We start from the raw sequence: 23,047 nt of genomic DNA, 5'->3' as shown, positions 1-23,047 counted from the left end.
AGTCGCGCGCGCCCCCAGTCCTTAAGGCACATCTGTCATGACAACGACCCCTGAAAACGAACTCGACAGTCCATCACCCGAAACGACTCATAGCCGGCCCCGATTGCGCGGTCTGCGCCCAATGCTGTTGCGGCTGCACTTCTACGCGGGCGTGTTCATCGGCCCGTTCATCCTGCTCGCGGCTGTCACGGGCCTGCTCTATGCGGCGATTCCCCAGATCGACAACGCCGTCTACCGCCATGAACTCAAGGTGGACCGCGTTGGTGAACAGCGGCTGCCCCTTGCTGAACAGCTGCGCAGTGTCCGTGCCGAGCACCCCGAGGGGACGGTGGAAAGCATCCGTCCGCCGAGCGCCGCAGACGAGACGACCCATGTCACCCTCGCGGTCGACGACGTCCCGCCCGACTACGCGCGCACGGTGTTCGTCGACCCGTACACAGCAGAAGTGCGAGGCGCGCTCACGACCTATGGGCAGTGGATGCCGCTGCGCGCGTGGTTCGATGAGCTTCACCGGAACCTCCACCTCGGCGCGGTCGGCCGTAACTACAGCGAGCTCGCGGCGAGTTGGTTGTGGGTGATTTCGCTGGCCGGTCTGGTGCTGTGGTACCTGCACCGACGGGACACCAAGAAGCTTCGTCGCCTCGCTGCGCCCGACCGCGACAAGAAGGGCCGCCGCCGCACGCTGTCGTGGCACGGAGCGATCGGGGTGTGGATCGTCGTCGCACTGCTCGGATTGTCGGTTACCGGCGTCACCTGGTCGCGCTACGGCGGGGAGTCGGTCAACCTGCTGCAGGAGAAGCTGAACACCACGGCACCGTCGGTCGACACGTCGCTCATTGAAAGCGGTGACCCGTCGGAAAGGCATCACCACGGCGGCGGCGACGGCGGTGGGGGCGTGCTCTACGGGGCTGACACCGCACTGCGCACCGCAGGCGCTGCCGGGTTGACCGGTCCGATGCGGATGTACCCGCCGGCCGAACACGGACATGGGTGGCAGATCGCCGAGGAGAAAAGAGTCTGGCCGACTCGCTACGACGCGATCTCCGTCGACCCCGACTCCGGTGCGGTCACCGACCGGGTCAACTTCGCCGACTGGCCGTTTCTGGCCAAACTCACCAACTGGGCAATCGACGCGCACATGGGTGTCTTGTTCGGTCTCCCGAATCAGATTCTGCTGATAATCACAGCGATTGGCCTGATCGCCACCGTGGTGCGTGGTTATCAGATGTGGTGGCAACGTCGACCCACGCGTGGCTCCGCATGGGCGGTCGGCCGCCCGCCTTTGCGCGGCGCGATGCGGAACACCAACCCGGCAGCGGTCCTCGGCGTCGGTGCCGCGGCCGTTGCAGTCGGTTGTTTCCTACCCTTGCTCGGGATCAGCCTGGCGGCGTTCGTCGCGACGGATCTGGTGATCGGTGCCGTCAAGCGAAGCAGGGCCGCATGATGCGCACGTTGTGGGTCGCTGTATCGGCCACCGCCCTCGTCGCCACGGGCTGCACGTCACCGGCACTCGACGAGGAACCAATGGCCGCCACCGTCACATTCAAAGATCAGTGGGCCAGTTCGGCCGACTCGGGCATGGCCGCGGTGTTCGGCACGTTGACGAACTCGGGTCACCACGATGCGCGGATCGTCTCGGGCAGTTCACCGCTCGCCGCAAGGATGGAAGTCCACGAAGTCGTACCCGACACCGATGGCACCAAGACGATGCGGCCGAAGGCGCGGGGCTTGACGGTGCCAGCCGGGGGCACGCACGACCTCGTTCCCGGCGGGGACCATCTGATGCTGATGGACCTCACCGAGCCGCTACAGCCGGGCGCCGACATCGCGCTGACTGTGGCTTTCGAGGATGGTTCGACGTTGCCGGTCACCGCGCAGGTGCGCGACTTCGCCGGTGCCGACGAGGAATACCGTGGCTGAGCCGACGGTCAACCGGCGGCGCGTTCTCACCGGAGGCGCCGCCGCGTTGGCTGCGGGTGTTGGTATCACTCAGTGCAGTGCTGCTCAGTCCGCCACGCCTGTCGGTGATTTCGGTGAAACCGTCGAGCCGTTCCACGGGCAGCACCAAGCCGGGGTGGCGACACCGCCGCAAGCGCACGCCCTGTTCGTCGCGCTCGATCTCACTGCCGATTCCGACCGGAGTTCCCGCGAAACGTTGGGCGCGGTCTTGAAGCTGTGGACTGCTGACGCCGAGCGGCTGACGCAAGGAGTGCCCGCGCTCGCCGACACCGAGCCCGAGCTGGCGGAGCGCCCGGCGCGGCTCACGGTCACAGTGGGACTGGGGCCTGCGGTGTTCGACCGCATCGGCATGCCGCACCGGCGGCCGGTATCCGAGCTACCTGCGTTCGGCACGGACCGGCTCGAACCGCGCTGGTGCGGTGGGGATCTGCTGCTGCAGATCTGCGCCGATGATGCCGTCGCGATCACCCACGCAAGCCGCGTACTGCTCAAGAACGTGCGGACATTGGCGTCGGAACGCTGGCGGCAGAGCGGATTTCGCAACGGCCCCGGTGGCACCATGCGCAACGTGATGGGCCTGATCGATGGCACCGCCAATCTGCACGACGGCCAAGCCTTCGATCGACACGTATGGGACCAGGGCAGCAGTCAGCCCTGGTTCGTCGGGGGCACCACTGTCGTCCTGCGCAGGATCCGGGCGGAGATGGATGCGTGGGACGAACTCGACCGCGCCAGTAAGGAACTCACTGTCGGTAGGCGACTCGGCTCGGGCGCGCCATTGACCGGCGTGCGGGAGTCCGACGAAGCCGATCTCGAGGCGACGCACAACGGCATCACCGTGATTCCGCCCAACGCGCACATCGCGTTGGCGCGGCATCGCGGCGACGACGAGCAATTCCTGCGTCGCCCGTACAACTACGACGACCCACCGGCCGCAGGCCAAACCACAGACAGCGGCTTGATATTCGCGGCGTACCAGCGGGACCCGTTGCGGCAGTTCGTGCCCGTCAAAAAGAGACTCGCCGCCGGTGACGCACTCAACGAGTGGGTGACGACGATCGGCTCGGCGACGTTCGCCGTCCTGCCCGGCGTCGAACCCGGCGGCTACCTGGGGCAGTCGCTGCTGGAGGGTTAGCGCCTCACCGACCCGGGCGGCCAGTCAACGCCGATCTCGTCGCAGATCGGGGGGATGATGATGAGCGCTCCGCGTGGGCTGCAGAACGGAGTGCCCGGGGGCTTCTGCAGCGGCGGGGGCGGAGTGCCGACGAGCGGAGGCGGCGGCGCGGCCGGATGCGGCGCCGCGCCGGACCACGGGTACATGGTGTTCGATATGACATCGACGATGCCTTCGGAGTTCCAGTACCAGTCGTGGCAGACGTTCCAATCCCAGCGCACGACCTGGCTGCCGGGTGGCACGGGGTCGCCGGGGCACCAGTGGGTACAGGTCATACCCTGCGGACAGTTGCCGCCGTTGTAGCTGGGGCCCTGGGCCGTCGCGGTGCCTGTGCCGCTTGCCAGACCCGCGGCGGCCATACCGCCGGCCACCACGACCGCGGTCGCAAATCGCGAGAGTCGCTTCAAGGTCGGTTCCTTTCGTTGGGCGCGCCTCGTTGGCGTCGCCAATGCGCCAAGTGCAAGCCATCGGGCTGGCTACCGATCCCAATAACGATGCCGCAGGACGGCCGGGAATACATCAAGATCGAGCAAATGCTGCCGCGTGGCTAGGCGTTCTGTGCGGCGATCCGCGCCCGCTCGCGCATGGATGCGACGACGCCGCCGTCGCTGAGGATGTCGGTGCCGGTGAGGTAGCCGGCCCTGCTGCTGGCGCAGAATGCCAACAAGTCGGCCATCTCCTCGGGTTTGCCCCACCGTGGCACCGCCGCGTCGGCGACCATCGCACCGGCGCCCGCGTCCGCCTCGAGCCTGCCCATCTCGGTCTCAATGGAACCCGGTGAGACGGAGACGATGCGAAGTCCGTTGCGGCCGAACCGTTCCGACTGCGACGTGCTGTACCACTTCACGAAGCTCTTGCTGACGGCGTAAGCGATCCCGGAACGGAACTCTTCGGGCACGACCGCACACGCGGCCAGCATGGCCGCCATGAAAGCGTCCTCGTCGGTGAACGCCAGCGGAAAGTGCTGATCAGGAACCATTTCGTCGGGCAGCATGTGCGCAGCCATCGACGCGACGTTGACGATTGCCGCGCCGTCGCCCGCAGTGCGGTGGAATGCCTCGTTCACGTTCAGGGTGCCGACCGCGTTGGTCCGCATGACGTAGTCTGCGGCGCCCATGGTCGGGCTCACGCCGGCGGTATGGATGACGGCCGCGATCCGCCCGATGCCCGATGCGGTCGCGAACAGTCCGTCGACCGCGGCCCGGTCTGTGACGTCGCAGTTCACCGCCGTGACGTCAATGCCTTTGAGTGCGCAGGCAACTGCGTCGAGGCGGTCCTGCCTGACGTCGCACAGGACGACCGCGTGGCTTGTTCCGACGACCTGGGCTGTCGCCGAACCCATGCCGCCCGCCCCGCCGGTGATGATGACGACGTCGCTCATGGCAGCTGATGCTTCTGGCTCGTGAACACCTCGGTGCTTCGCACCGGCGTCAACATCACGAGCGGGATGTGACGGCTCGTCGACTGCTGGTACGAGACATACGGCGGGTAGAGGTGGCACATGTACTCCCACACCTCGTGCCGTTCGGTGTCCTCCGGCTCGCGCCACGTGGCCTCGAACGCCTGGGTCGCGATCTGCACGCCGATGGTCTCGCTGGCGAGGATGTTGAGGTACCACTCCGGATGCTCGTCGGCCCCGCCCTTGGACGCGACGATCACGGCTTCGCCGGCGACATTGCCGTAGATGAGCGGCTTGACGTACGTCTTTCCCGACTTGCGGCCGGTGTACCTGATCAGGCAGTGGGTGGTCAGCTCCCGGCCGCCGACATAGCTCAAATCCACGATGTGGCCTTGAGCTCCCCCCGAATCGAGATACATCGCGAGGTGCTCTTGCATCCAGTCGCCTCGTTCGGCGCGGATCGCCGCGGCGTCAGCGTCGGCCATGATCACTCCCTGCGTCGACACCCTTTCGGGATTGATCTGTTCTACCAGGAGGAGTGGATTACCCCCTTTGGGGTGTGGCGGTCGCGGTCGCCGACCGTGCAGTGTGTAGAGCCGGTCACGCCACTGAAGGAGGACGATTTCGGTGATTGATGCTGCCGACTCCTATCAGCTCTGCCCCCACTGCCGCGCGCCCCTGCAGATCAAGTCCATCATCACCGTGAGCCGCGAGGAGTCAGGCCAGCGCTGCCGCACTCAGTACGAGCAGCGCTGCTCTGCTCATTGCACGTCCGGCGAAACGTGGGTGCCGCAGGTCTGAGGTGCCCGATCAGTACGACTGGCCATCGGCATAGCGCCGTCGGCGGAAGTGGCGCCCGTTGCCGCGGTTTCTCCAACACGAAGGCCAGCGGCAGGCCAAGCCACTCGTTCGTTCCCCCGCAGATCGCGCAGCAACCCGCCTGGGCGTCGAAGACGTACTGGCGAATGTAATGGCCATCGTGGCCGTCGATCCGCGCCTCACCGGATTCGAGCCAACGTCTTGTACTCAGCTCGCGCCGGACCGCCGCCTGACATGCATTGCCGCAGTAGAGCCTCTGGCTGCGCTTCGAGAGTTCGGCACCACAGCCGCGGCACTGTCTCACGTCTAAAACGCTACGACCCTGTACCGACACAGCCGCTCTCGAACTGGAGCCCCCTGTCAGGATTGAACTGACGACCTACGCTTTACAAGAGCGTTGCTCTACCACTGAGCTAAGGAGGCCTGCGGGCCTGAGTTTATCGGGTCGGCCGTCTGGGCAATCTGGTGCCCGAACCAGAAAGGCGGTCGGCTGTTGAGCGTCAAGGACGATCTGCTCTCCGATTTACCGCACGTGTATCCCACGTTGGCGCGACCCGAAGTCGAAAGGCTGCTGACCCTCCTCGACCAGAGCGCGGGCACCGAGGGCAGCCTGGGCATGTCGATCGCGACGTCGCTCAAACCGCTGACACCCGAGGTGGCCAGCCGCATCGAGTCGTACAAGAAGAGTGACAACGTCGACGACTACGTCCGCATGCTGCGCGGCGCTGCCGTGCTTCTACTGCAGAAGTGGCAGCCTGACGGACAGCCACCTGCTCCCGAAGACATCTCCGCTGCCGTCGAGAACCTCGAGGCGAGCGACTGACGTCACTCGTTTGGTTCGATCACCCGCTGCGAGGGCACCGGTCGCGTCGATGAGCGGGTGCTGCGCGGCCGGCGCCCCGGGAACGGGATGCGGTCGGCGATGTTGCTCAGCGGATTGACCACCTGGCTCAGCACGATGACTGCCTCGCGCAGCGCTTCGATCGTCGGCTCCAGCGCCTCCAATCCCGGAGCCAACCGGTTCAAGGTGTCGGCCACGTCAGCCAACTGCTCGAGCGGCCCGTTGCGCGCGGTCAACTTGTCGACCAGTCCGCCCTCGGCCAGCAGCCGATCGGCAAGGCCGTCCTCGGCCAGTACCCGTTCGATCAGGCCGTCGTCGTCGAGCAGTTGGTCGACCAGCCCGCCGGGCTCGATCGCGCGCATCAGCCCGCCGTCCTCCTGCGTCAACCGATCCAGCACTCCGCCCGGCGCCGTCAGCCTGTCGACCACCCCGCCCGGCTGCAGCAGCCGATCCAGCGGACCGTCCGGTGCTAACGCGCGGCCCAGCGGCTGATCCTCGTCCATCAGCCTGGCCAGGCGGTTCGCCCGCACGACCGCGTCGTCGATGCCCAGCATGTGGGCCACCGAACCGGACCCCGTCCTGGCCCTTCCCAGTGCGCTGTTGGCGACGTCGAGACCGGCGTCCGCGACCGCCAGGCCGACGCGCACCGGCGCAGTGGCCAGGTCAGTCAGGGCTTTGCCGAGATTCATCTCCTCAGTCTATGAAGTCGGGAAGTTCAAACTCACAGCAAGTGCACAGGCTTCCTGCAGGATTACTCCAAGCGAAGCGGTGGACATTGACGGGATGGCGATGGCTGCACTACCGGATAACACCCCAGAGGCCAGGGTCCTCGTCGTCGACGACGAGACCAACATCGTCGAGCTCCTCTCGGTGAGCCTGAAGTTCCAGGGGTTCGAGGTCCATACCGCGTCGAACGGGCCCTCCGCCCTGGACAAGGCCCGCGAGGTGCGCCCGGACGCCGTGATCCTCGACGTGATGATGCCCGGCATGGACGGGTTCGGGGTCCTGCGCCGGATGCGCGCCGACGGTATCGACTCGCCCGCGCTGTTCCTGACCGCCCGCGATTCGCTGCAGGACAAGATCGCCGGGCTGACCCTCGGCGGCGACGACTACGTGACCAAACCCTTCAGCCTCGAAGAGGTCGTGGCACGACTGCGGGTGATCCTGCGACGCACCGGCCGCGGTATCGAGGAGCCCCGGACTTCGCGTCTGTCCTTCGCCGACATCGAACTCGACGAGGACACTCACGAGGTGTGGAAGGCCGGCGAACCAGTGTCGTTGTCTCCCACGGAATTCACGCTGCTTCGGTACTTCATCATCAACGCGGGGACCGTGCTGTCCAAGCCCAAAATCCTGGACCACGTGTGGCGCTACGATTTCGGCGGTGACGTCAACGTCGTCGAGTCCTACGTGTCCTATCTCCGCCGCAAGATCGACACCGGCGACAGGCGCCTGCTGCACACGTTGCGCGGTGTCGGCTATGTGCTGCGTGAGCCGCGATGAGCGCCGACTCGAAGAGTTGACGAAATAACTGACAATGCACAGATGGCGCGCCTGAGTCGACGAGGCATACCGCTGCGGGTCGGCCTGGTGGCCGCCACCCTGGTGCTGGTGGCCTGCGGGCTGCTTGCATCCGGAATCGCCGTCACCTCGATCCTGCGGCACACCCTTATCAACCGGGTCGACGAAACCTTGCTCGACGCGTCGCGCGGCTGGGCCCAGGCGCCGCACACGCCGCCTGCCATGCCGATCGAGGGGCCCAGCCCGGCCCGCCCGCCGTCGAACTTCTATGTCAGGGGAGTCGGCCCGGACGGCCGCGCGTGGACGGCGATCAACGATCGCGAGGCCGAACCCGCGCTGCCCGCGGACAACGACGTCGGGTCGACGCCGGTCACCATCGGCTCGGTCGACAACTCTTCGGTCCAGTGGCGGGCGGTGACCGTGCGGGGCCCGCGCGGCGAGCTCACCACCGTCGCGATCGACCTGTCCGACGTGCAGACCACCGTGCGGGCGCTGAGCTACGCGCAGGTGGGCATCGGGACCGCGGTGCTTCTGGTGCTCGGGGTCGCCGGTTACGCGGTGGTGCATCGCAGCCTGCGGCCGCTGGTCGAAGTGGAGCGGACCGCGGCGGCGATCGCCGCGGGGCAGTTCGACCGACGTGTTCCCGAGCGCGACCCGCGCACGGAAGTGGGCCGACTCTCGTTGGCGCTCAACGGGATGCTCGCCCAAATCCAACACGCGATGGCGGCCTCGGAGTCGTCGGCCGAGCAGGCCCGCCGCTCGGAGGAGCGCATGCGCCGCTTCATCACCGACGCCAGTCACGAATTGCGCACGCCACTGACCACCATCCGCGGCTTCGCGGAGCTGTACCGCCAGGGCGCCGCCAGTGACGTCGAGATGTTGATGAACCGCATCGAGAGCGAGTCCAGCCGGATGGGGCTGCTCGTTGAAGATTTGCTTCTGCTGGCGCGGCTGGACGCTCAACGCCCACTGGAACGGCGTCGAGTCGATCTGCTGGCGCTGGCCAGCGACGCCGTGCACGATGCACAGTCGATCGCCCCGCAGCGCACGATCGCCATGGAGGTCTTCGACGGACCGGGCACACCGGAGGTGCTGGGCGATGAGGCCCGGCTACGTCAGGTGCTCGGAAATCTGATGGGCAATGCGCTACAGCACACTCCGGAGAGCGCGGGCGTCACTGTGCGGGTCGGAACCGACGACGACCAAGCGGTGCTCGAGGTCTGCGACGAGGGGCCGGGCATGACCACAGAGGACGCCAACCGGGTGTTCGAGCGGTTCTACCGCGCCGACACGTCACGGACGAGGGCCAGCGGCGGCACCGGCCTTGGTCTGTCGATCGTGGACTCATTGGTGGGTGCGCACGGCGGTTCGGTCAGCGTCGCCACCGCGCCGGGACAGGGGTGTCGATTCAGGGTCAGCCTGCCGCGGATCGCCGAGGCGCCCGCACAGGTTTAGGCCAGATCGGCAAGGGCCGCTTTGATTTTGGCCTGTGCCTCGTCGAGCGACTCCTGCGAAGGGTTTTGGTCGGCGTTGGCGAATCCGAAGTCTGACAGATCACGCGCCGGGAACACATGCACGTGCAGATGTGGCACCTCGAGCCCGGCGATGATCACGCCGGCCCGCTCGACACCGAATGCTTTGGACACCGCCCTACCGATGAGCTGCGAAACCTCCATGACCCGGCCGAACACGGCGGGCTCGATGTCCTGCCAGTTGTCGATTTCGGCCCGCGGCACCACGAGCGTGTGCCCTTGGGTGATGGGCGCGATCGTCAGGAAAGCGACGATGTCGTCGTCTTCGTAGACGAACCGGCCGGGGATCTCCCCGTTGATGATCTTGGTGAAGACGGTCGCCATGCTGACGAGCATTCCAGGAAGCTGACCGCGGCACCGCGTTGGGGTGTGGCGCTGGCAGATGTCGTGAGGAGCGGACCGCGTCCCTCGGCCTGCGAGAGCGCCGCGTCGATGAGATAGGTGCCGGCCACCTCCTGCGCTTGCGCCGGAGGCACCGTTTCGCAGAGAAACGCCGGAAACGCCGTCGACGCCCTCCCGAGCAGATCTCGGCAGCCCGGACCGAACTCGGTGCGCACCGAGGTGAAGCCGTCGGCTTCGGTACTCAGCGGAATATCGCGCTGGGCGTATCTGATCACCACGGCGTGGGCGTTGACGCCGTAGCCCGTCGGCACCGGTTCGTCGATCTCGACGGTCACCGCCCAGAACGGCGGCGCCACCCGGTACCGGCGCACGACCTCGCGACTGGTGCCCCCGGCGACGGGTCGGCCGGTCGCCTGGATCCAGGCTTCTGCCGCGAGTTCGTGCTGGCGCACCCGACAGCGATGCATGACGTACGCGAAGGCTTCAGCCGCAGCCCGTTCAGCTAACGACCTGCCCCGCCTCGGGGTCGCTGGCACCATGCGGGCGAGTGTATTAGCTGTGCGTCGCTATGTCTGCATTTGTCAGGCGTTTCTCAGGGAGAGCTCAATTTGCCCGATGGTTCACGAACCGCCGACCTTCTCGTGCAATTCAGCAACCGACCACGGCGGGGTGTCGTGATGGTCCCGGTAGGCCAGGATCGTGGGGGTGGGCCGGGCGAACTCGCCGATGAACCCGCCGGCTGCGACGAAGATCCGGCCGGTGATGTCGCGGGCCCGGTCGCTGGCCAGGTAGGCGTAGGTCGGAGCGACGTACTCGGCCGGCGCCGCGTCCAAGGCCCCCTGCATGCTGATGTCGTCGAGCAGACCGCGGCGGTGCAGATCGACGATGTGTGCCTCGTATTCGGGCCCGGTCGACAGCCGGGTCTTGGCCCCGGGGCAGACGACGTTCGCGCGCACGCCCTGCGGTTTCAATTCGGCGGCGATCGCCAGCGTCAACCCGTTGACCGCGCCCTTGCCCGCCGGATAGCCGGTGCCGCCGTAGTCGCCGAGGAACGCGAACGAACTGGTGTTGACGATCGCACCGCCGCCCTGGGCGACCATCTTCGGTGCCGCGGCGCGGCACGTTTCGAACACCGTGCCCAGATGCGTGTCGAGCAGGTCACGAAACTGCGCCGATGTGACGTTGAGGATCGAGGACCCCGGCGGTTCCGCGGTGCCTGCGCAGTTGACCAGGATGTCGATGCGGCCGAACTCCCGCACGCAGGTGTCGATCAGCGTGTCAGCGACCGCGGGGCTCGCGGGCGACCCGGGCAGGCCGATGGATCGCGGGATGCGTTGCACCGCTTGGGAAACAGCTTCGGAGTCGCGACCGTTGATCACCACACCGGCGCCGAGCTCGGCGAGCAGTTCGGTGACCGCCAGGCCGACCCCGCGCGACCCGCCCACGACGACCGCGCCACGCCCCGCCAGCGGCGCGCTAATTGCTGTCGCCCGCCTGACCGAACTCCATCATGTCCAGGTTCCAGTAGCCGCGCAGGTTCGTCAGCAGCCCGGCGTCATTGACCTTGTAGGTGAAGACACCGCGCACGGTGCTGGTGACACCGTTGTCGAATTGACTGCGGAGCACCAAGATATGGGCTATCTCGTCGGGCGAGCTCGACGGGAAGGTCTCCTCGCACGTGATCCGCAGGTTGTTCGCGGCGATGTTCGAGTCGTAGAACGCCGCGGCCGCCTCTTTGCCGCGCACGCCGTGTCCGTCGGGATTGGTGATCGCCTGCCCGATCGGGTCCTCGATGACGACGTCGTCGGCCATCAGGCCCAGCCAGCCTTCTTTGTCATGAGACTGGACACAGCGCCACGAGTTCTGCGACGCCGTCAACGCCGGTGTCTGCGCGACGGTTTCGGTCACGCGCTCACCGGTCTTCGTCGGTGTAGCGGATGACGCCACGGATGTTGCGACCCTCGAGCATGTCCTGGTAGCCCTCGTTGATCTGCTCGAGCTTGTACTGCCGGGTGACCATGTCGTCGAGGTTCAGCTTGCCCGCTTTGTACATCGACAGCAGCTGCGGGATGTCGTAGTGCGGATTGCCGCCGCCGAAGATGGTGCCCTGCAGGTTCTTCTGCATCAGGGTGAGCATCGCCAGGTTCAACTTCACGTCCGATTCGGCCATGTTGGCCACCGCGGTGACGACGCAGGTCCCACCCTTCGACGTGACGTTGAGGTAGTTGTCGATGTCCTCGCCCTTGAGCTCGCCGACGGTGATGATGGTCTTCTTCGCCATGCCGCCCGCGGTCACCTCGGCGATGCCGGCCATCGCCGAGAAGATGTCCGGATAGACGTGCGTGGCACCGAACTTCAGGGCCTGGTCGCGCTTCCACTCGACGGGGTCGACCGCGAAGATGTTGCGCGCTCCGGCGTTCACCGCGCCTTGCAGAGCGCCCATGCCGACGCCGCCGATACCGACGATCGCGACGTCCTCGCCGGGGCGGATGTTCGCGCTGCGGGTAGCCGAGCCGTAGCCGGTGGTCACACCGCAGCCGACGAGGCAGGCGACCTCGAATGGAATCGACGGATCGATCTTCACCACCGAACTCTTGTGCACCACCATGTACGGGCTGAAGGTGCCCAGCAGGGTCATGGGGATGACGGGCGTGCCGTCTGCCGTCGTGACCCGGTTGGTGCCGTCGGAGACGGCGGTGCCGGAGAGCAGAAGGGCGCCCAGGTCGCACAGGTTGCGCTGGCCGCTCTGACAGGTGGGACATTCGCCGCACGACGGGATGAAGGAGAGGACGACGTGGTCGCCGGGGGCGACGTTTTCGACGCCGGGGCCCACCTCGGTGACGATGCCCGCGCCCTCGTGTCCGCCGAGCACGGGGAACCCGGCCATGGGGATGTCGCCGGTCACCAGATGGTGGTCGGAGTGGCACATCCCCGACGCTTCCATCTGAATCTTGACCTCGTCCTTGACGGGGTCGCCGATCTCGATCTCCTCGATGGACCACGGCTGGTTGAACTCGTAGATGAGAGCGCCTTTTGTCTTCATCCGATGCCTTCCGTTAGAGCCAGTGAGGCCAGACTAGAGCCATTAGTTAGGTGCGTCACACCCACCCCCAATCAACTGCTTGGTGGCCGCGATATCACCAGATGGGCGCGGGTGCCTGACCCAGCGGGTAGTAGCCGGGAAGCTTCTCCCCGGCCATCGAGCGTTCGATGCGCTTCTGCATGCCCTCGCTCAGGTCGCCGGTCTCGATGAGCTTGCCGAACATGTAGGCCACATGGCCGAAGTCGAAGAAGTCGCGCTGCCATTCGATCTTCAGATCGGAATCAAGCCGGAACCAGCTGCCGCCGATGCCGTAGATCTCGTCACGGGTGCCGTCGGACTTGTTGACGATCTGCTTCCAGAAGCCGACGATCTCGCCCTGCCTGTCGTCGACGAGCACCTTCTGATACTCGTACACCCAGTTCTCCAGGCCCTGCATCTCCAGACCGAGGGCGACGTCGCGGATCTCGTCCTTGCCGATGCACATCACGTCTTCTTTGGGCCCGATGTTCCAGCCGTAGGTGGCGTCGTCGGTGTAAAACTCGGCCAACGGCTTCCAGTCGCCGTTGCGCTCGCATTCGCGGTTGGTTTCCAGCCACTGCTCGACCCAGTTGTCGAGAGCCTCGCGGGGTAGTGACGGCATTCCTATGCTCCTATTTCTCTGATGGCCAGTGCTTGAGTCGGGCACATGTCGACCGCGTTCTGGATCTCGTCGCGGGCTTCGTCCGGTGGCTCGGGGTCCAGGAGCTCGACCTTGCCGCGTTTGGGCACGGTGAAATAATCGGGTGCCTCGAGCTCGCACATGGCGTGGCCCTGGCACAGGTCAAGATCGACTTCCACTCTGTAACAGCCCATGTGAGTCCTACTTGGTGCGCCTGCGGTAGCGCGCCTTGGCGGGACGCGCCAGCTGCACCACCATCTTCGAGTGGTCGTTACGGTAAGAGTCGGCGGGCTGGGCCATCTCGAACTCATACTCGCGCAACAAGACCGAGAAGATCGCCTTGATCTGCATCTGGGCGAACGCTGCGCCGACGCAGCGGTGCCTGCCTGCGCCGAAGGGGATCCACGTCCACCGGTTGACCGTGTCGGCCTGCTCAGGCTTGTTGTAACGGTCGGGATTGAAGGCGTCGGGATCCGGGAAGTCCTCCGGAATCCGGTTCGAGATCGCGGGGGAGGCGGCGACGAAGTCTCCCTTGTGGATCGGGAAGCCGGCCACCTCGAACTCGCCCTGGGCCACGCGCATCAGGATGATCAGCGGCGGGTGCAGGCGCAGCGTCTCCTTCACGACGTTGTCCAGCTGCGGAATCTGGCGCAGCGCATGGAAACTCACCTCTTGACCGTCAGCGTAGAGCTCGTCGAGTTCCTGCCGGACCTGGGCGTAGATTTCCGGATGGCGGATGAGCTCGATCAACGTCCACGCCGAGGTGCCGGAGCTGGTGTGGTGGCCGGCGAACATCAGCGAGATGAACATGCCGGTGACCTCGTCGGCGGAGAACCGGGCGTTGCCCTGCTCGTCCTTGATGGATACCAGGACGTCGAGCATGTCGCGGTCGGCCTTGTCCTTGGGCGGATTGGCCAGCCGGTGATCCATGATCTCCTGCACCAGCGCAACGAGTTTCACGCGGGCCTCGTCGCGGCGCTTGAAGCTCTCGATCGGCAGGTAGGGGTCGACGTAGCAGAGCGGGTCGGTACCGCGTTCGAGATCGTGGTAGTACTCGGCGAACCGGTGATCGAGCTGTTCGCGGAACTTCAACCCGATCAGGCACGCCGTCGAGGTGTAGATGGTCAACTCGGCGAAGAAGTCGAGCAGTTCGATCTCGCCTTCGTCGCCCCAGTCGGCGATCATCTTCTTGACTTCGCCCTCGATGGTGGCCGCGTGGCCCTTCATCTGCTCACCGCGCAGCGCCGAATTGTGCAGCATCTCCTTGCGGCGCTCCGGGCTGGCGTCGAACACGACGCCCTCGCCGAAGATCGGCGTCATGAACGGGTAGGCCTGGGCCTGGTCGAGATCCTCGTCGGCGGAGCGGAAGAAGAACTCGTTGGCTTCCGCGCCGGACAGCAGGATGACGTGCTTGTCGACCAGTTGGAACCAGCCGACGTCACCGCACTCCTCGCGGATCCGCTTCATCAAACCAATCGGGTCGGTGCGGAACTCCTCGAGATGTCCGTGTTCCTCCTCGCCGCCGGAGACCCTGGGCACAACGGTTGCCGTCGTTGTCTTGGATTCAGTCATGACAGGTTCTCCTCGTTCAGCTTCAGCTGCTGGCGTTCTGCGGGCGCGGTGGCCAGCGGAGCTTCGGGCTGCAGCTCCATGTTCGCGATGAAGCCACCGCGCGGTGTCTCGGCGACGAAGGTGATGGCGCGCGCCAGATCGGAGGCACGCAGGAAGTAGTCGTGGCGTGCCTGGCCCCACTTCGCCCAGTCCTCGAGCGCGGGCCCGATCTTCTCGGCGGGCAGGCTCCAGCCCATGCTGGTCTTGGTCGGACCGGGATGCACGATCGACGCGCGGACGCCGGTGCCCTCGAGTTCCATCTGAAAGTTGTTGACCATGGCGACCAGCGCGGCCTTCGCGGCGCCGTACGCACCCATGTGCGGACGCTGGCGCAAGGCGACGTCGGAGCCGACGAAGATCAGGTCACCGCGCTGACGCTCCAGCATGCCCGGCAGCACGGCGGAGGCCAGCCGGAAGGCGCCGACCAGGTGGATCTGCAGCTGCGATTCGAATTCGTCGCCTGCGATCTCGGCCAGCTTGCCGAAATAGGTGTCGCCGGCGCCGGCCACCAGAACCTCGATGTCGCCGAGGGCGTCGATCGATTGTGTGACAAACGACTTCACCGAGTTGGGGTCGGTGACGTCGAGGTGGAAGCCGACCGCCTCGCCGCCGTCGGCGTTGATCTTGCCGACGAGGTCGGTCAGCTTCTCGACACGTCGCGCGCCGAGGGCGACCGGAAACCCGCGGGCCGCGAGTTCTATGGCGGTGGCCTCGCCGATTCCGGATGACGCGCCGGCGACGATCGCCGGCCGACGCTGCGGTAGCGGTGCGAAGCGTGGCATATTATCGAACCTTCAGGTGGGTTGGACAGTCATGGGTAGGTGGGCGAATCCGCGGACATTGCTCGAATGGACGCGGACGGCGTTGGCCTCGTCGATTTCGTATCCGCGGATTCGCTTGAACAACTCGGCCAGCGCCACCCGAGCCTCCATGCGGGCCAGATGGGCACCGAGGCAGAAATGGGCGCCGCTGCCGAAACTCATGAGCTTCGAGCCGATTTCGCGACCGATGACATAGTCATCCGGATTCTCGAACACCCGCTCGTCGCGGTGCGCGGAACCGGGCAGGAGCAGCAGTACGTCTCCGTCGGGGATCGGAGTGTCGTACAGGGTGAGGTCACCGGCCACGGTGCGGGCCAGGATCTGGCTCGACGTGTCGTAGCGCAGCGTCTCCTCCACCCACAGCGGGATCCGGTCCAGATCGGCGTAGACAGACGTCAGTTGGTCGGGGTTCTTGTGGCCCCAGAATGCCGCGTTGGCAAGCAGTTTCGTGGTGGTCTCGTTGCCGGCGATGACCATCAGGAACATGAAGCCGAGGATTTCGTCGTCGGTCAGCCGGTCGCCGTCGATCTCGGCTTCTAGCAGCGCGGTGGTGAGGTCGTCGGTGGGCTTCTTGCGACGTTCGGCGACCATCTGCTGGTAGTAGACGATCAGATTGATCGAGGCTTCGACGGCTTCCGGCGGCACGTCGGTGACACCCTCGTCGCGGTGCATCACACCGTCGGCCCATGCCCGGACTTGGGCGCGGTCGGGCTCAGGCACGCCCATCAGTTCGGAGATGACGTCCATCGGCAGCTTGCCGGCGAATTCGTCGACATAGTCGACGATTTCGCCGTCCGCAGACGATGTGGCCTTCTCCATCATGGTGTCGAGGTGCTGGACGGCGATCTCGGTGACCCGCGGCTCGAGTTCGCGAACGCGACGCGGGGTAAAGCCCTTGGACACCAGCGTGCGCAACCGCAGGTGTGCGGGATCGTCCATCGCGAGGAACGACATGGTCTTGGATGCGTGTGGGCCGCGCGAGGCCGGGTCGAGCGACACGCCGAACTTGTTCGACAGCGTGGTGCTGTTGCGGAAGCCCTTCAGTACGTCCTCGTGGCGCGACAACGCCCAGAAGCCGAGCTTCTCGTTGTGGTAGAGCGGAGCCTCGTCCCGCAGCCGCTTGTAGTACGGGTAAGGGTCCTCGTGGAAGTCGTAATCGTATGGGTCGAGGACTATCTCAGTAGCGGTCAACGGTCGTCTCCAACGATGAGGCCGACTACGTAACTGAGGCGGTCGGCGATCTGGTGGTAGGTGAACGCGCCGCTGCCCGCGTTGACCAGCGCGCCGAAGTACGTCATCTCCAGTGCTGAGAGCGTGCGCGGGTCGGCGTCAGGGCCGACGGCGGAACGGATGCGGCGATGGATCTCGGCGCCGATGCGGTCTCGGACCGTGCGCACCGCCGGGTCGCTTCCGCTCAGCAGCGCGGTGGTGCAGGCCGCCGCGACCTCTGGCTCGTCGGCGACGACCAACGCCATATTGCGCAGGGTCTTCTCGACGCGACTGGCTCGGCTGTCGTTGACGTCGGTGAAGTAGGGCGCCTGGCGCATCAGATCGAGGTAGACCTCGGCGATCAGGTGGTTCTTCGACGAGAAGTAGGTGTAGGCCGTCGCGGGAGCCACCTTGGCCCGAGCGGCGACCGCGCGCACCGTCAGGTCGGCGTAAGAGGATTCGCGCAGCATTTCCAGGCCGGCCGCGAGAACCTTGCGAAACGTCTCCTCCTGCCGACGGTTGCGTGGTGGCTCCGCGGCCGGGGCCGGGGCCTGGCCGGTGAGCGTCACCACAGGTTCGCTGGACACATGTCCAACGTAATGGACGGGGCCGCTCATCGGCAAGTGCGCAGGTGAAATGGGCGGTTCTTGCCACTCGCAGTCGTGTGGGGCTATGGTTCGATCAGAAGCAGTCGGACACTTGTCCAGCAACGGTGGAACGGAGACGAGATGGCGGTTCTGGCCAATCGCGAGAGTCAGTTGCTCATCGACGGGAAGCTCGTCGCCGGGAGCGGGGGCAATTTTCAGACGATCAACCCGGCCACCGAAGAGGTGCTGGGGGTGGCGGCTGATGCCGGCGCCGAGGACATGGACCGGGCGATCGAGGCGGCCCGGCGCGCATTCGACGAGACGGACTGGTCGACCAACACCGAACTGCGAGTGCGGTGCGTGCGCCAGTTGCAGCAGGTTCTGCGCGACCACGTGGACGAGTTGCGGGAGCTGACGATCGCCGAGGTCGGCGCGCCGCGCATGTTGACGTCCATGGCTCAACTCGAAGGTCCCGTCGAGGATCTGAGCTTCGCCGCCGACACCGCGGAGTCCTACCAGTGGGCCACCGATTTCGGCTTCGCCTCGCCGATGGGGATCAAGACCCATCGCAAGGTCGTCCGCGAGGCGGTCGGGGTGGTCGGGGCCATCACTCCATGGAACTTCCCCCACCAGATCAACCTGGCCAAGATCGGCCCCGCGCTGGCGGCGGGCAACACCGTCGTGTTAAAGCCGGCCCCCGACACCCCGTGGTGCGCGGCGGTGCTCGGCGAGCTGATCGTCGAGCACACCGACCTTCCGCCCGGCGTACTGAACATCATCACCTCCAGCGATCACGGTGTCGGTGCCCTGCTGTCGAAAGACCCACGCGTGGACATGGTTTCGTTCACCGGCTCGACGGCGACCGGACGCGCCGTGATGGCCGACGGCGCCGCCACCCTGAAGAAGGTGTTCCTCGAGCTGGGCGGTAAGTCGGCTTTCCTCGTTCTCGACGACGCGGACCTGGCTGGCGCCTGTTCGATGTCGGCGTTCACGGCGTCGATGCACGCCGGGCAGGGATGTGCGATCACCACCCGACTGGTGGTGCCGCGGGCGCGTTACGACGAGGCCGTCGAGGCGGCCGCCGCCACGATGGCCGGGCTCAAGCCGGGTGATCCGAATGACGCCGGAACCATCTGCGGGCCCGTCATCTCGGCTCGTCAGCGCGACCGCATTCAGGGCTACCTCGACTCGGCCACCGACGAAGGCGGCCGATTCGCCTGCGGCGGTGGACGTCCCGCGGACCGCGATGCCGGATTCTTCATCGAGCCGACCGTGATCGCCGGACTGGACAACAACGCCAAGGTAGCCCGCGAAGAGATCTTCGGGCCGGTGCTGACGGTGATCGCCCATGACGGCGACGACGACGCGGTGCGCATCGCCAACGATTCGCCCTATGGGCTGTCGGGCACGGTGTTCTCTGCCGACGAGGAGCGTGCCAACCGCGCCGCGGCCCGGATGCGGGTGGGCACGGTCAACATCAACGGCGGCGTCTGGTACTCGGCGGACATGCCGTTCGGCGGATACAAGCAGTCCGGCCTCGGCCGAGAGATGGGCTTGGCGGGCTTCGAGGAATACCTGGAAATGAAAGCCATCGCCACGGCGGCCGATTAAGGAGACATGGGTGGGACTGTACGCAGATCAATTCAAGGAGAAGGTCGCGATCGTCACCGGCGCCGGTGGCGGTATCGGCCAGGCCTACGCGGAGGCGTTGGCCCGCGAGGGGGCGGCCGTCGTCGTCGCCGACATCAACACCGAGGGCGCGCAGAAAGTGGCCGACGGTATCAAGGGTGAGGGCGGCAACGCCCTCGCGGTCCGGGTCGACGTCTCTGACCCCGAGTCGGCCAAAGAGATGGCGGCGCAGACACTTTCGGAGTTCGGTGGCATCGACTACCTGGTCAACAATGCCGCGATCTTCGGCGGGATGAAGCTCGACTTCCTGATCACCGTCGACTGGGACTACTACAAGAAGTTCATGAGCGTGAACATGGACGGCGCGCTGGTGTGCACCCGCGCCGTTTACCGCAAGATGGCCAAGCGAGGCGGGGGCGCGATCGTCAACCAGTCGTCGACCGCGGCGTGGTTGTACTCGAACTTCTACGGTCTGGCCAAGGTCGGGGTCAACGGGTTGACCCAGCAGCTGGCCACCGAACTGGGGGGACAGAACATCCGGGTCAATGCAATAGCTCCGGGTCCGATCGACACCGAGGCCAACCGCACCACCACACCGCAGGAGATGGTCGCCGACATCGTGAAGGGGATTCCGTTGTCGCGCATGGGACAGCCGGAGGATCTGGTTGGCATGTGCCTGTTCCTGCTGTCGGATCAGGCCAAGTGGATCACCGGTCAGATCTTCAACGTCGACGGCGGACAGATCATCCGCTGATGAGCGCTTGCGCGAAGAGGAAATGATTGTGAGCGACGTTCTGAAACTCGGCTACATCGGCCTCGGCAACATGGGGACGCCGATGGCCAAGCGGCTCGTGAACTGGCCCGGCGGACTCGTGGTCTTCGACGTGCGCACTGAGGCGATGACGCCGCTGGCCGAACTGGGCGCCTCGCTGGCCGACAGCGTGGCCGATGTCGCGGCGGCCGACATCATCAGCGTGACTGTGCTCAACGACGCTCAGGTACGGGAGGTGGTCGGCGAATTGGCCGCCCACGCCAAACCCGGCACCGTGATCGCGATCCACTCGACGATCAGCCCGGAGACCGCAGAGGGGCTGGCGGAGCAACTGGCACCCAAGGGTCTTCACGTCGTCGATGCCCCGGTCACCGGCGGCGGAAGTGCGGCGGAGAAGGGCGAGCTGGCCACGATGGTCGGTGCGGAGCGCGAGGTGTACGAGCGCATCAAGCCGGCGTTCAAGCAGTTCGCATCGATGGTCATCCATGCCGGCCAGCCCGGAGCGGGCACGCGGATGAAGCTCGCACGCAACATGTTGACGTTCACCTACTATGCGGCCGGCTGCGAAGCGCTGCGGCTCGCCGAAGCCGCCGGGTTGGACCTGCAGGCGCTGGGCAAGGTCGTCCGGCATACGGAGGCGGCGACCGGCGCCGGCATGATCATGATTCGCGACGACATGAAACCGTTGGATCCGGACAACTTCCTGTACCAGCCGTTCGTGCATGCCCGCGGGCTGGGGGAGAAGGACCTGGGCCTGGCGCTGGCGCTGGGTGAGCAGCTCGACGTCGACCTGCCGTTGGCCGAGATCGCCTTGCAGAACCTGGCTTCCGGACTGGGTGTTCCACACACTAAGGATTGACGCCCCGCACGCGAGGAGGAGAAAAGTATGGACGAGTTGCGCCGCAAGGGCCTCGAGAAAATGAACGAGGTCTACGGCTGGGAGATGCCCGACATGCCCGGCGAGTACTTCGCGCTCACGGCCGATCACCTCTTCGGCACCATCTGGACGCGGCCGGGGCTGTCGATGCGGGACAAGCGGATCATGACGCTGACCGTCGTGACCGCTCTGGGCATCTCCGACCTCGCCGAGATTCAGGCGAACGCCGCGCTCGCGAACGAGGAGCTCACCGAGGAGGAACTCAAGGAGATGGCCATCTTCTTAACCCACTATCTCGGCTTCCCGCTGGGCTCCAAGCTGGACGGTGCCGTCACCAAGGTGGCCAACAACCGCAGGAAGGCCGCTGAGAAGGGCACTGGTGAGGACAAGAAGGGCAATGTCAACGCCGCGCTGAAGATGCATTCGGGGAGCAAGCTCGATGACTAGTAGGTACGCGGCCCTGTCGCGCGACGAGCTTGCCGTTCTGGTGCCCGAACTGCTGCTGATCGGGCAGCTGATCGACCGTTCCGGGATGGCCTGGGTGATCAGCAATTTCGGACGCGAGGAGATGCTGCAGGTCGCCATCGAGGAGTGGATGGGCGCGAGCCCGATCTACACCAGGCGCATGCAGAAGGCGCTGAAGTTCGAGGGCACCGACGTCATCACGATCTTCAAGGGCCTGCAGCTCGACATCGGGGCACCGCCGCAGTTCATGGACTTCCGGTACACCGTGCACGACCGTTGGCACGGCGAATTCCACCTCGATCACTGCGGGGCGCTGCTCGATGTCGAGCCCATGGGTGAGGACTACGTGCGCGGCATGTGCCATGACATCGAAGACCCCACGTTCGATGCCACGGCGGTGGCGACCAACCGCAGGGCGCAGATCCGCCCGATCCATCGGCCACCACGGATGCCGGCCGACCGCCATCCTCATTGTGCGTGGACCGTGATCATCGACGAGTCGTACCCGGAAGTGGAAGACCACCCGGTGCTCGACGTCGTCGGCCGAACACGCGCTGCGCGTACTGCACTCGACCCGATCGATCCTTCGGGCGAAGGGCAGGCAGACTACTCGGGGCCTCTGCTGTCGGACTTCGACTTCGCGGCGTTCTCGCACTCCGCGCTGGTTCGGATGGCTGACGAGGTCTGCCTTCAGATGCATCTGTTGAACCTGTCCTTCGTGATTGCCGTCGGCAAGCGCGCAGGTACCGATACCGAACTCGCGACCGAGATCTGCACGAAGCAGTTGACCGGCGTGGCCGGTGTCGCCGCCGAGCGCATCCGCAATGCGTTGAAGCTTCCCGGTGGCGTCGAGGGCGCACTCAAGGTCCTCGAGCTCCACCCGATGCTCAACCCGGCCGCTTACGTCGACGCGGAGTTCGGGCCCGACGTGGTGCACGTGCGACGATCGCCGGCACACGAGGACGGGGCGTGGGTGTCGTTGGTGAGGCCCGACGAGGTTCGTCCACTGCAGGCCGTCGTCGGGGCCGTCGACCCACATCTGAACGTCGAGGTCACCGGTGAGGCCCAGGAGTGGACCGCGAGGGTGATCGAAACCGACACCGCGGCAAAGGAACTGTCGGAAGTTGCGGTGGTGAAGTTCAGCGGTGGCTCGTCGTTCGACTTCGAGGAGCGTAATTCGCTGCCGCTGACGGTGCTCTGAGCGCCGAACCGACCCAGCGTCGCATGTACTCACGGAGTTCGGCGCCTTGCCGTGGTGGCCGGCCGGGATCGACGATGAACGACTGGATGATCCGCAGAAGGTGCTCGGCGAGCTCCGACAGCTCTTGGTCGGTGAAACCGCCTGCCGCCCAGTCGACGTCGAACTGCTTGAGCATCGTGCGCGCGAACTGCAGCGCGATGTCGGACGTGACGGCGGGGGTGAACACGTTGGCACGATCGGGCGCCAGCAGGAGTCCGATGTGCTTCTCCTTCGGCAACCACTCCAAGACCGTCGCGATCGCTTCGACCACGGCCTCGACCGGATCGGTGAGCCCTCGCACGTGGTGGGCCAGCCGGTCCTGGAAATCCGCTGCGCCACGCTCGGCGGATGCGGCCAGCAGCGCGTCAGTACTGGGGAAATACCGGTAGACCGTCTGCCGTGTGACCCCGAGAGTGCGCGCTACGTCGGTGATCGAGAAGTCCGCTCCACGCGCGTCGATCGCTTTGGCCGCGGCGTCGAGGATCCTCTCGACCGCTTCCTCATCGGTTGCGGGCGCCGATCCGGACCAGCCGTGGGTGCGCACGCAG

At 65.9% G+C, this 23,047-nt stretch carries 27 protein-coding genes, 1 tRNA gene and 1 pseudogene; 11 read left to right on the top strand and 18 right to left on the bottom strand.

All coding sequences use genetic code 11. From position 1 onward, the window contains the following. The first annotated feature begins 37 nt into the window (after window positions 1–37). The 3 genes from N4S67_RS04830 to N4S67_RS04820 are packed head-to-tail and all read left to right on the top strand — an operon-like array spanning window position 38 to window position 3,094. Window positions 38–1,444 carry a PepSY-associated TM helix domain-containing protein gene (locus N4S67_RS04830; RefSeq protein ID WP_390893219.1) on the top strand — a complete coding sequence of 469 codons (1,407 nt, stop codon included), beginning with the start codon at window positions 38–40 and terminating at the stop codon, window positions 1,442–1,444. Then, window positions 1,444–1,920, top strand: coding sequence for a copper chaperone PCu(A)C (locus N4S67_RS04825; protein WP_260992059.1), 477 nt, complete (start codon window positions 1,444–1,446; stop codon window positions 1,918–1,920). Before N4S67_RS04830 ends, N4S67_RS04825 begins: the two co-directional genes overlap by 1 nt. Next, window positions 1,913–3,094, top strand: coding sequence for a Dyp-type peroxidase (locus tag N4S67_RS04820; protein WP_260991758.1), 1,182 nt, complete (start codon window positions 1,913–1,915; stop codon window positions 3,092–3,094). The genes N4S67_RS04825 and N4S67_RS04820 overlap by 8 nt, the downstream gene beginning before the upstream one ends. Here N4S67_RS04820 and N4S67_RS04815 read toward each other — a convergent pair. The 5 genes and pseudogenes from N4S67_RS04815 to N4S67_RS04795 all read right to left on the bottom strand — a co-directional run bounded on the left by N4S67_RS04815 (window position 3,091) and on the right by N4S67_RS04795 (window position 5,774). Then, window positions 3,091–3,540: a hypothetical protein gene (locus N4S67_RS04815; protein WP_260991757.1), complete on the bottom strand. Its 450-nt coding sequence runs from the start codon at window positions 3,538–3,540 to the stop codon at window positions 3,091–3,093. The two genes, N4S67_RS04820 and N4S67_RS04815, sit on opposite strands and share 4 nt — an antisense overlap. Window positions 3,541–3,680: 140 nt before the next feature. Continuing rightward, window positions 3,681–4,514 (bottom strand): SDR family oxidoreductase, encoded by an 834-nt coding sequence (locus tag N4S67_RS04810; RefSeq protein ID WP_260991756.1) that lies wholly within the window; start codon window positions 4,512–4,514, stop codon window positions 3,681–3,683. Beyond that, window positions 4,511–5,017: a nitroreductase family deazaflavin-dependent oxidoreductase gene (locus N4S67_RS04805; RefSeq protein ID WP_260991755.1), complete on the bottom strand. Its 507-nt coding sequence runs from the start codon at window positions 5,015–5,017 to the stop codon at window positions 4,511–4,513. The genes N4S67_RS04810 and N4S67_RS04805 overlap by 4 nt, the downstream gene beginning before the upstream one ends. 325 nt (window positions 5,018–5,342) lie before the next feature. Beyond that, window positions 5,343–5,655 (bottom strand): annotated as a pseudogene (locus tag N4S67_RS04800) (HNH endonuclease). Window positions 5,656–5,699: 44 nt separating this feature from the next. Further along, window positions 5,700–5,774, bottom strand: a tRNA-Thr gene (locus N4S67_RS04795). A gap of 70 nt (window positions 5,775–5,844) precedes the next feature. Here N4S67_RS04795 and N4S67_RS04790 point away from each other — a divergent pair. Further along, entirely contained in the window at window positions 5,845–6,174 is a 330-nt protein-coding gene (locus tag N4S67_RS04790) for a hypothetical protein (protein ID WP_260991754.1), read from the top strand. Window positions 6,175–6,176: 2 nt separating this feature from the next. Here the strand turns inward: N4S67_RS04790 and N4S67_RS04785 are convergent, their stop codons facing one another. Then, window positions 6,177–6,881 (bottom strand): hypothetical protein, encoded by a 705-nt coding sequence (locus N4S67_RS04785; RefSeq protein WP_260991753.1) that lies wholly within the window; start codon window positions 6,879–6,881, stop codon window positions 6,177–6,179. A 94-nt stretch (window positions 6,882–6,975) separates the two neighbouring features. Here N4S67_RS04785 and N4S67_RS04780 point away from each other — a divergent pair, with 94 nt between their 5' ends. Both N4S67_RS04780 and N4S67_RS04775 read left to right on the top strand, forming a co-directional pair. After that, entirely contained in the window at window positions 6,976–7,695 is a 720-nt protein-coding gene (locus N4S67_RS04780) for a response regulator transcription factor (RefSeq protein ID WP_260991752.1), read from the top strand. Window positions 7,696–7,737: 42 nt separating this feature from the next. Then, the gene (locus N4S67_RS04775; protein WP_260991751.1) at window positions 7,738–9,168 is read left to right on the top strand and encodes a sensor histidine kinase; all 1,431 of its coding nucleotides are present in this window, start codon (window positions 7,738–7,740) and stop codon (window positions 9,166–9,168) included. Here N4S67_RS04775 and N4S67_RS04770 read toward each other — a convergent pair. From N4S67_RS04770 to N4S67_RS04720, 11 genes are all read right to left on the bottom strand, one after another. Then, entirely contained in the window at window positions 9,165–9,569 is a 405-nt protein-coding gene (locus tag N4S67_RS04770; protein WP_260991750.1) for an HIT family protein, read from the bottom strand. The two genes, N4S67_RS04775 and N4S67_RS04770, sit on opposite strands and share 4 nt — an antisense overlap. Beyond that, window positions 9,485–10,126, bottom strand: coding sequence for a hypothetical protein (locus N4S67_RS04765; RefSeq protein ID WP_260991749.1), 642 nt, complete (start codon window positions 10,124–10,126; stop codon window positions 9,485–9,487). Before N4S67_RS04765 ends, N4S67_RS04770 begins: the two co-directional genes overlap by 85 nt. 81 nt (window positions 10,127–10,207) lie before the next feature. After that, window positions 10,208–11,032 (bottom strand): SDR family NAD(P)-dependent oxidoreductase, encoded by an 825-nt coding sequence (locus N4S67_RS04760; RefSeq protein WP_260991748.1) that lies wholly within the window; start codon window positions 11,030–11,032, stop codon window positions 10,208–10,210. Window positions 11,033–11,063: 31 nt separating this feature from the next. Continuing rightward, window positions 11,064–11,495: a ketosteroid isomerase family protein gene (locus N4S67_RS04755; protein WP_260991747.1), complete on the bottom strand. Its 432-nt coding sequence runs from the start codon at window positions 11,493–11,495 to the stop codon at window positions 11,064–11,066. A gap of 4 nt (window positions 11,496–11,499) precedes the next feature. After that, window positions 11,500–12,630 carry an NDMA-dependent alcohol dehydrogenase gene (locus N4S67_RS04750; protein WP_260991746.1) on the bottom strand — a complete coding sequence of 377 codons (1,131 nt, stop codon included), beginning with the start codon at window positions 12,628–12,630 and terminating at the stop codon, window positions 11,500–11,502. 94 nt (window positions 12,631–12,724) lie between these two features. After that, window positions 12,725–13,270: a nuclear transport factor 2 family protein gene (locus N4S67_RS04745; protein WP_260991745.1), complete on the bottom strand. Its 546-nt coding sequence runs from the start codon at window positions 13,268–13,270 to the stop codon at window positions 12,725–12,727. A gap of 2 nt (window positions 13,271–13,272) precedes the next feature. Beyond that, window positions 13,273–13,482, bottom strand: coding sequence for a ferredoxin (locus tag N4S67_RS04740; RefSeq protein ID WP_260991744.1), 210 nt, complete (start codon window positions 13,480–13,482; stop codon window positions 13,273–13,275). Between the two features lie 7 nt (window positions 13,483–13,489). Beyond that, window positions 13,490–14,860, bottom strand: coding sequence for a cytochrome P450 (locus N4S67_RS04735; protein ID WP_260991743.1), 1,371 nt, complete (start codon window positions 14,858–14,860; stop codon window positions 13,490–13,492). Then, window positions 14,857–15,681, bottom strand: a complete 825-nt coding sequence (locus N4S67_RS04730) for an SDR family oxidoreductase (RefSeq protein WP_260991742.1) — start codon at window positions 15,679–15,681, stop codon at window positions 14,857–14,859. The genes N4S67_RS04735 and N4S67_RS04730 overlap by 4 nt, the downstream gene beginning before the upstream one ends. Window positions 15,682–15,693: 12 nt before the next feature. Next, on the bottom strand, window positions 15,694–16,911 hold the full coding sequence (locus tag N4S67_RS04725; RefSeq protein WP_260991741.1) for a cytochrome P450: 1,218 nt from the start codon (window positions 16,909–16,911) through the stop codon (window positions 15,694–15,696). Next, window positions 16,908–17,516 (bottom strand): TetR/AcrR family transcriptional regulator, encoded by a 609-nt coding sequence (locus N4S67_RS04720; RefSeq protein WP_260991740.1) that lies wholly within the window; start codon window positions 17,514–17,516, stop codon window positions 16,908–16,910. The genes N4S67_RS04725 and N4S67_RS04720 overlap by 4 nt, the downstream gene beginning before the upstream one ends. Before the next feature lie 141 nt (window positions 17,517–17,657). On the opposite strand from N4S67_RS04720, the gene N4S67_RS04715 reads away from it, so the two are divergent. From N4S67_RS04715 to N4S67_RS04695, 5 genes are read left to right on the top strand one after another with little or no spacing between them, the layout of a single operon-like run. Next, window positions 17,658–19,127, top strand: a complete 1,470-nt coding sequence (locus N4S67_RS04715; protein WP_260991739.1) for an aldehyde dehydrogenase — start codon at window positions 17,658–17,660, stop codon at window positions 19,125–19,127. A 10-nt stretch (window positions 19,128–19,137) separates the two neighbouring features. Then, a complete protein-coding gene (locus tag N4S67_RS04710; RefSeq protein ID WP_260991738.1) occupies window positions 19,138–19,899 on the top strand; it encodes an SDR family oxidoreductase in 762 nt (253 codons plus the stop codon). Between the two features lie 28 nt (window positions 19,900–19,927). Then, complete coding sequence (locus N4S67_RS04705) at window positions 19,928–20,776, top strand: NAD(P)-dependent oxidoreductase (protein WP_260991737.1); 849 nt, start codon at window positions 19,928–19,930, stop codon at window positions 20,774–20,776. A 27-nt stretch (window positions 20,777–20,803) separates the two neighbouring features. Further along, the gene (locus N4S67_RS04700; RefSeq protein ID WP_260991736.1) at window positions 20,804–21,241 is read left to right on the top strand and encodes a carboxymuconolactone decarboxylase family protein; all 438 of its coding nucleotides are present in this window, start codon (window positions 20,804–20,806) and stop codon (window positions 21,239–21,241) included. Continuing rightward, entirely contained in the window at window positions 21,234–22,460 is a 1,227-nt protein-coding gene (locus N4S67_RS04695; RefSeq protein WP_260991735.1) for a hypothetical protein, read from the top strand. The genes N4S67_RS04700 and N4S67_RS04695 overlap by 8 nt, the downstream gene beginning before the upstream one ends. Here N4S67_RS04695 and N4S67_RS04690 read toward each other — a convergent pair. Beyond that, entirely contained in the window at window positions 22,399–23,043 is a 645-nt protein-coding gene (locus N4S67_RS04690) for a TetR/AcrR family transcriptional regulator (protein ID WP_260991734.1), read from the bottom strand. The two genes, N4S67_RS04695 and N4S67_RS04690, sit on opposite strands and share 62 nt — an antisense overlap. Between the last annotated feature and the right edge of the window lie 4 nt (window positions 23,044–23,047).

This window comes from Mycobacterium deserti, from assembly GCF_025345615.1.
Lineage (GTDB): Bacteria > Actinomycetota > Actinomycetes > Mycobacteriales > Mycobacteriaceae > Mycobacterium > Mycobacterium deserti.
This window is presented reverse-complemented; position numbering and strand designations above follow the sequence as displayed.

What these genes read in the sequence shown, in the direction of transcription:
- N4S67_RS04735 (WP_260991743.1), bottom strand. Translation starts at nt 14,860, where the DNA reads ATGACTGAATCCAAGACAACGACGGCAACCGTTGTGCCCAGGGTCTCC.
- N4S67_RS04780 (WP_260991752.1), top strand. Translation starts at nt 6,976, where the DNA reads ATGGCGATGGCTGCACTACCGGATAACACCCCAGAGGCCAGGGTCCTC.
- N4S67_RS04730 (WP_260991742.1), bottom strand. Translation starts at nt 15,681, where the DNA reads ATGCCACGCTTCGCACCGCTACCGCAGCGTCGGCCGGCGATCGTCGCC.
- N4S67_RS04775 (WP_260991751.1), top strand. Translation starts at nt 7,738, where the DNA reads ATGGCGCGCCTGAGTCGACGAGGCATACCGCTGCGGGTCGGCCTGGTG.
- N4S67_RS04740 (WP_260991744.1), bottom strand. Translation starts at nt 13,482, where the DNA reads ATGGGCTGTTACAGAGTGGAAGTCGATCTTGACCTGTGCCAGGGCCAC.
- N4S67_RS04810 (WP_260991756.1), bottom strand. Translation starts at nt 4,514, where the DNA reads ATGAGCGACGTCGTCATCATCACCGGCGGGGCGGGCGGCATGGGTTCG.
- N4S67_RS04715 (WP_260991739.1), top strand. Translation starts at nt 17,658, where the DNA reads ATGGCGGTTCTGGCCAATCGCGAGAGTCAGTTGCTCATCGACGGGAAG.
- N4S67_RS04750 (WP_260991746.1), bottom strand. Translation starts at nt 12,630, where the DNA reads ATGAAGACAAAAGGCGCTCTCATCTACGAGTTCAACCAGCCGTGGTCC.
- N4S67_RS04695 (WP_260991735.1), top strand. Translation starts at nt 21,234, where the DNA reads ATGACTAGTAGGTACGCGGCCCTGTCGCGCGACGAGCTTGCCGTTCTG.
- N4S67_RS04805 (WP_260991755.1), bottom strand. Translation starts at nt 5,017, where the DNA reads ATGGCCGACGCTGACGCCGCGGCGATCCGCGCCGAACGAGGCGACTGG.
- N4S67_RS04785 (WP_260991753.1), bottom strand. Translation starts at nt 6,881, where the DNA reads ATGAATCTCGGCAAAGCCCTGACTGACCTGGCCACTGCGCCGGTGCGC.
- N4S67_RS04830 (WP_390893219.1), top strand. Translation starts at nt 38, where the DNA reads ATGACAACGACCCCTGAAAACGAACTCGACAGTCCATCACCCGAAACG.
- N4S67_RS04770 (WP_260991750.1), bottom strand. Translation starts at nt 9,569, where the DNA reads ATGGCGACCGTCTTCACCAAGATCATCAACGGGGAGATCCCCGGCCGG.
- N4S67_RS04745 (WP_260991745.1), bottom strand. Translation starts at nt 13,270, where the DNA reads ATGCCGTCACTACCCCGCGAGGCTCTCGACAACTGGGTCGAGCAGTGG.
- N4S67_RS04700 (WP_260991736.1), top strand. Translation starts at nt 20,804, where the DNA reads ATGGACGAGTTGCGCCGCAAGGGCCTCGAGAAAATGAACGAGGTCTAC.
- N4S67_RS04825 (WP_260992059.1), top strand. Translation starts at nt 1,444, where the DNA reads ATGCGCACGTTGTGGGTCGCTGTATCGGCCACCGCCCTCGTCGCCACG.
- N4S67_RS04765 (WP_260991749.1), bottom strand. Translation starts at nt 10,126, where the DNA reads ATGGTGCCAGCGACCCCGAGGCGGGGCAGGTCGTTAGCTGAACGGGCT.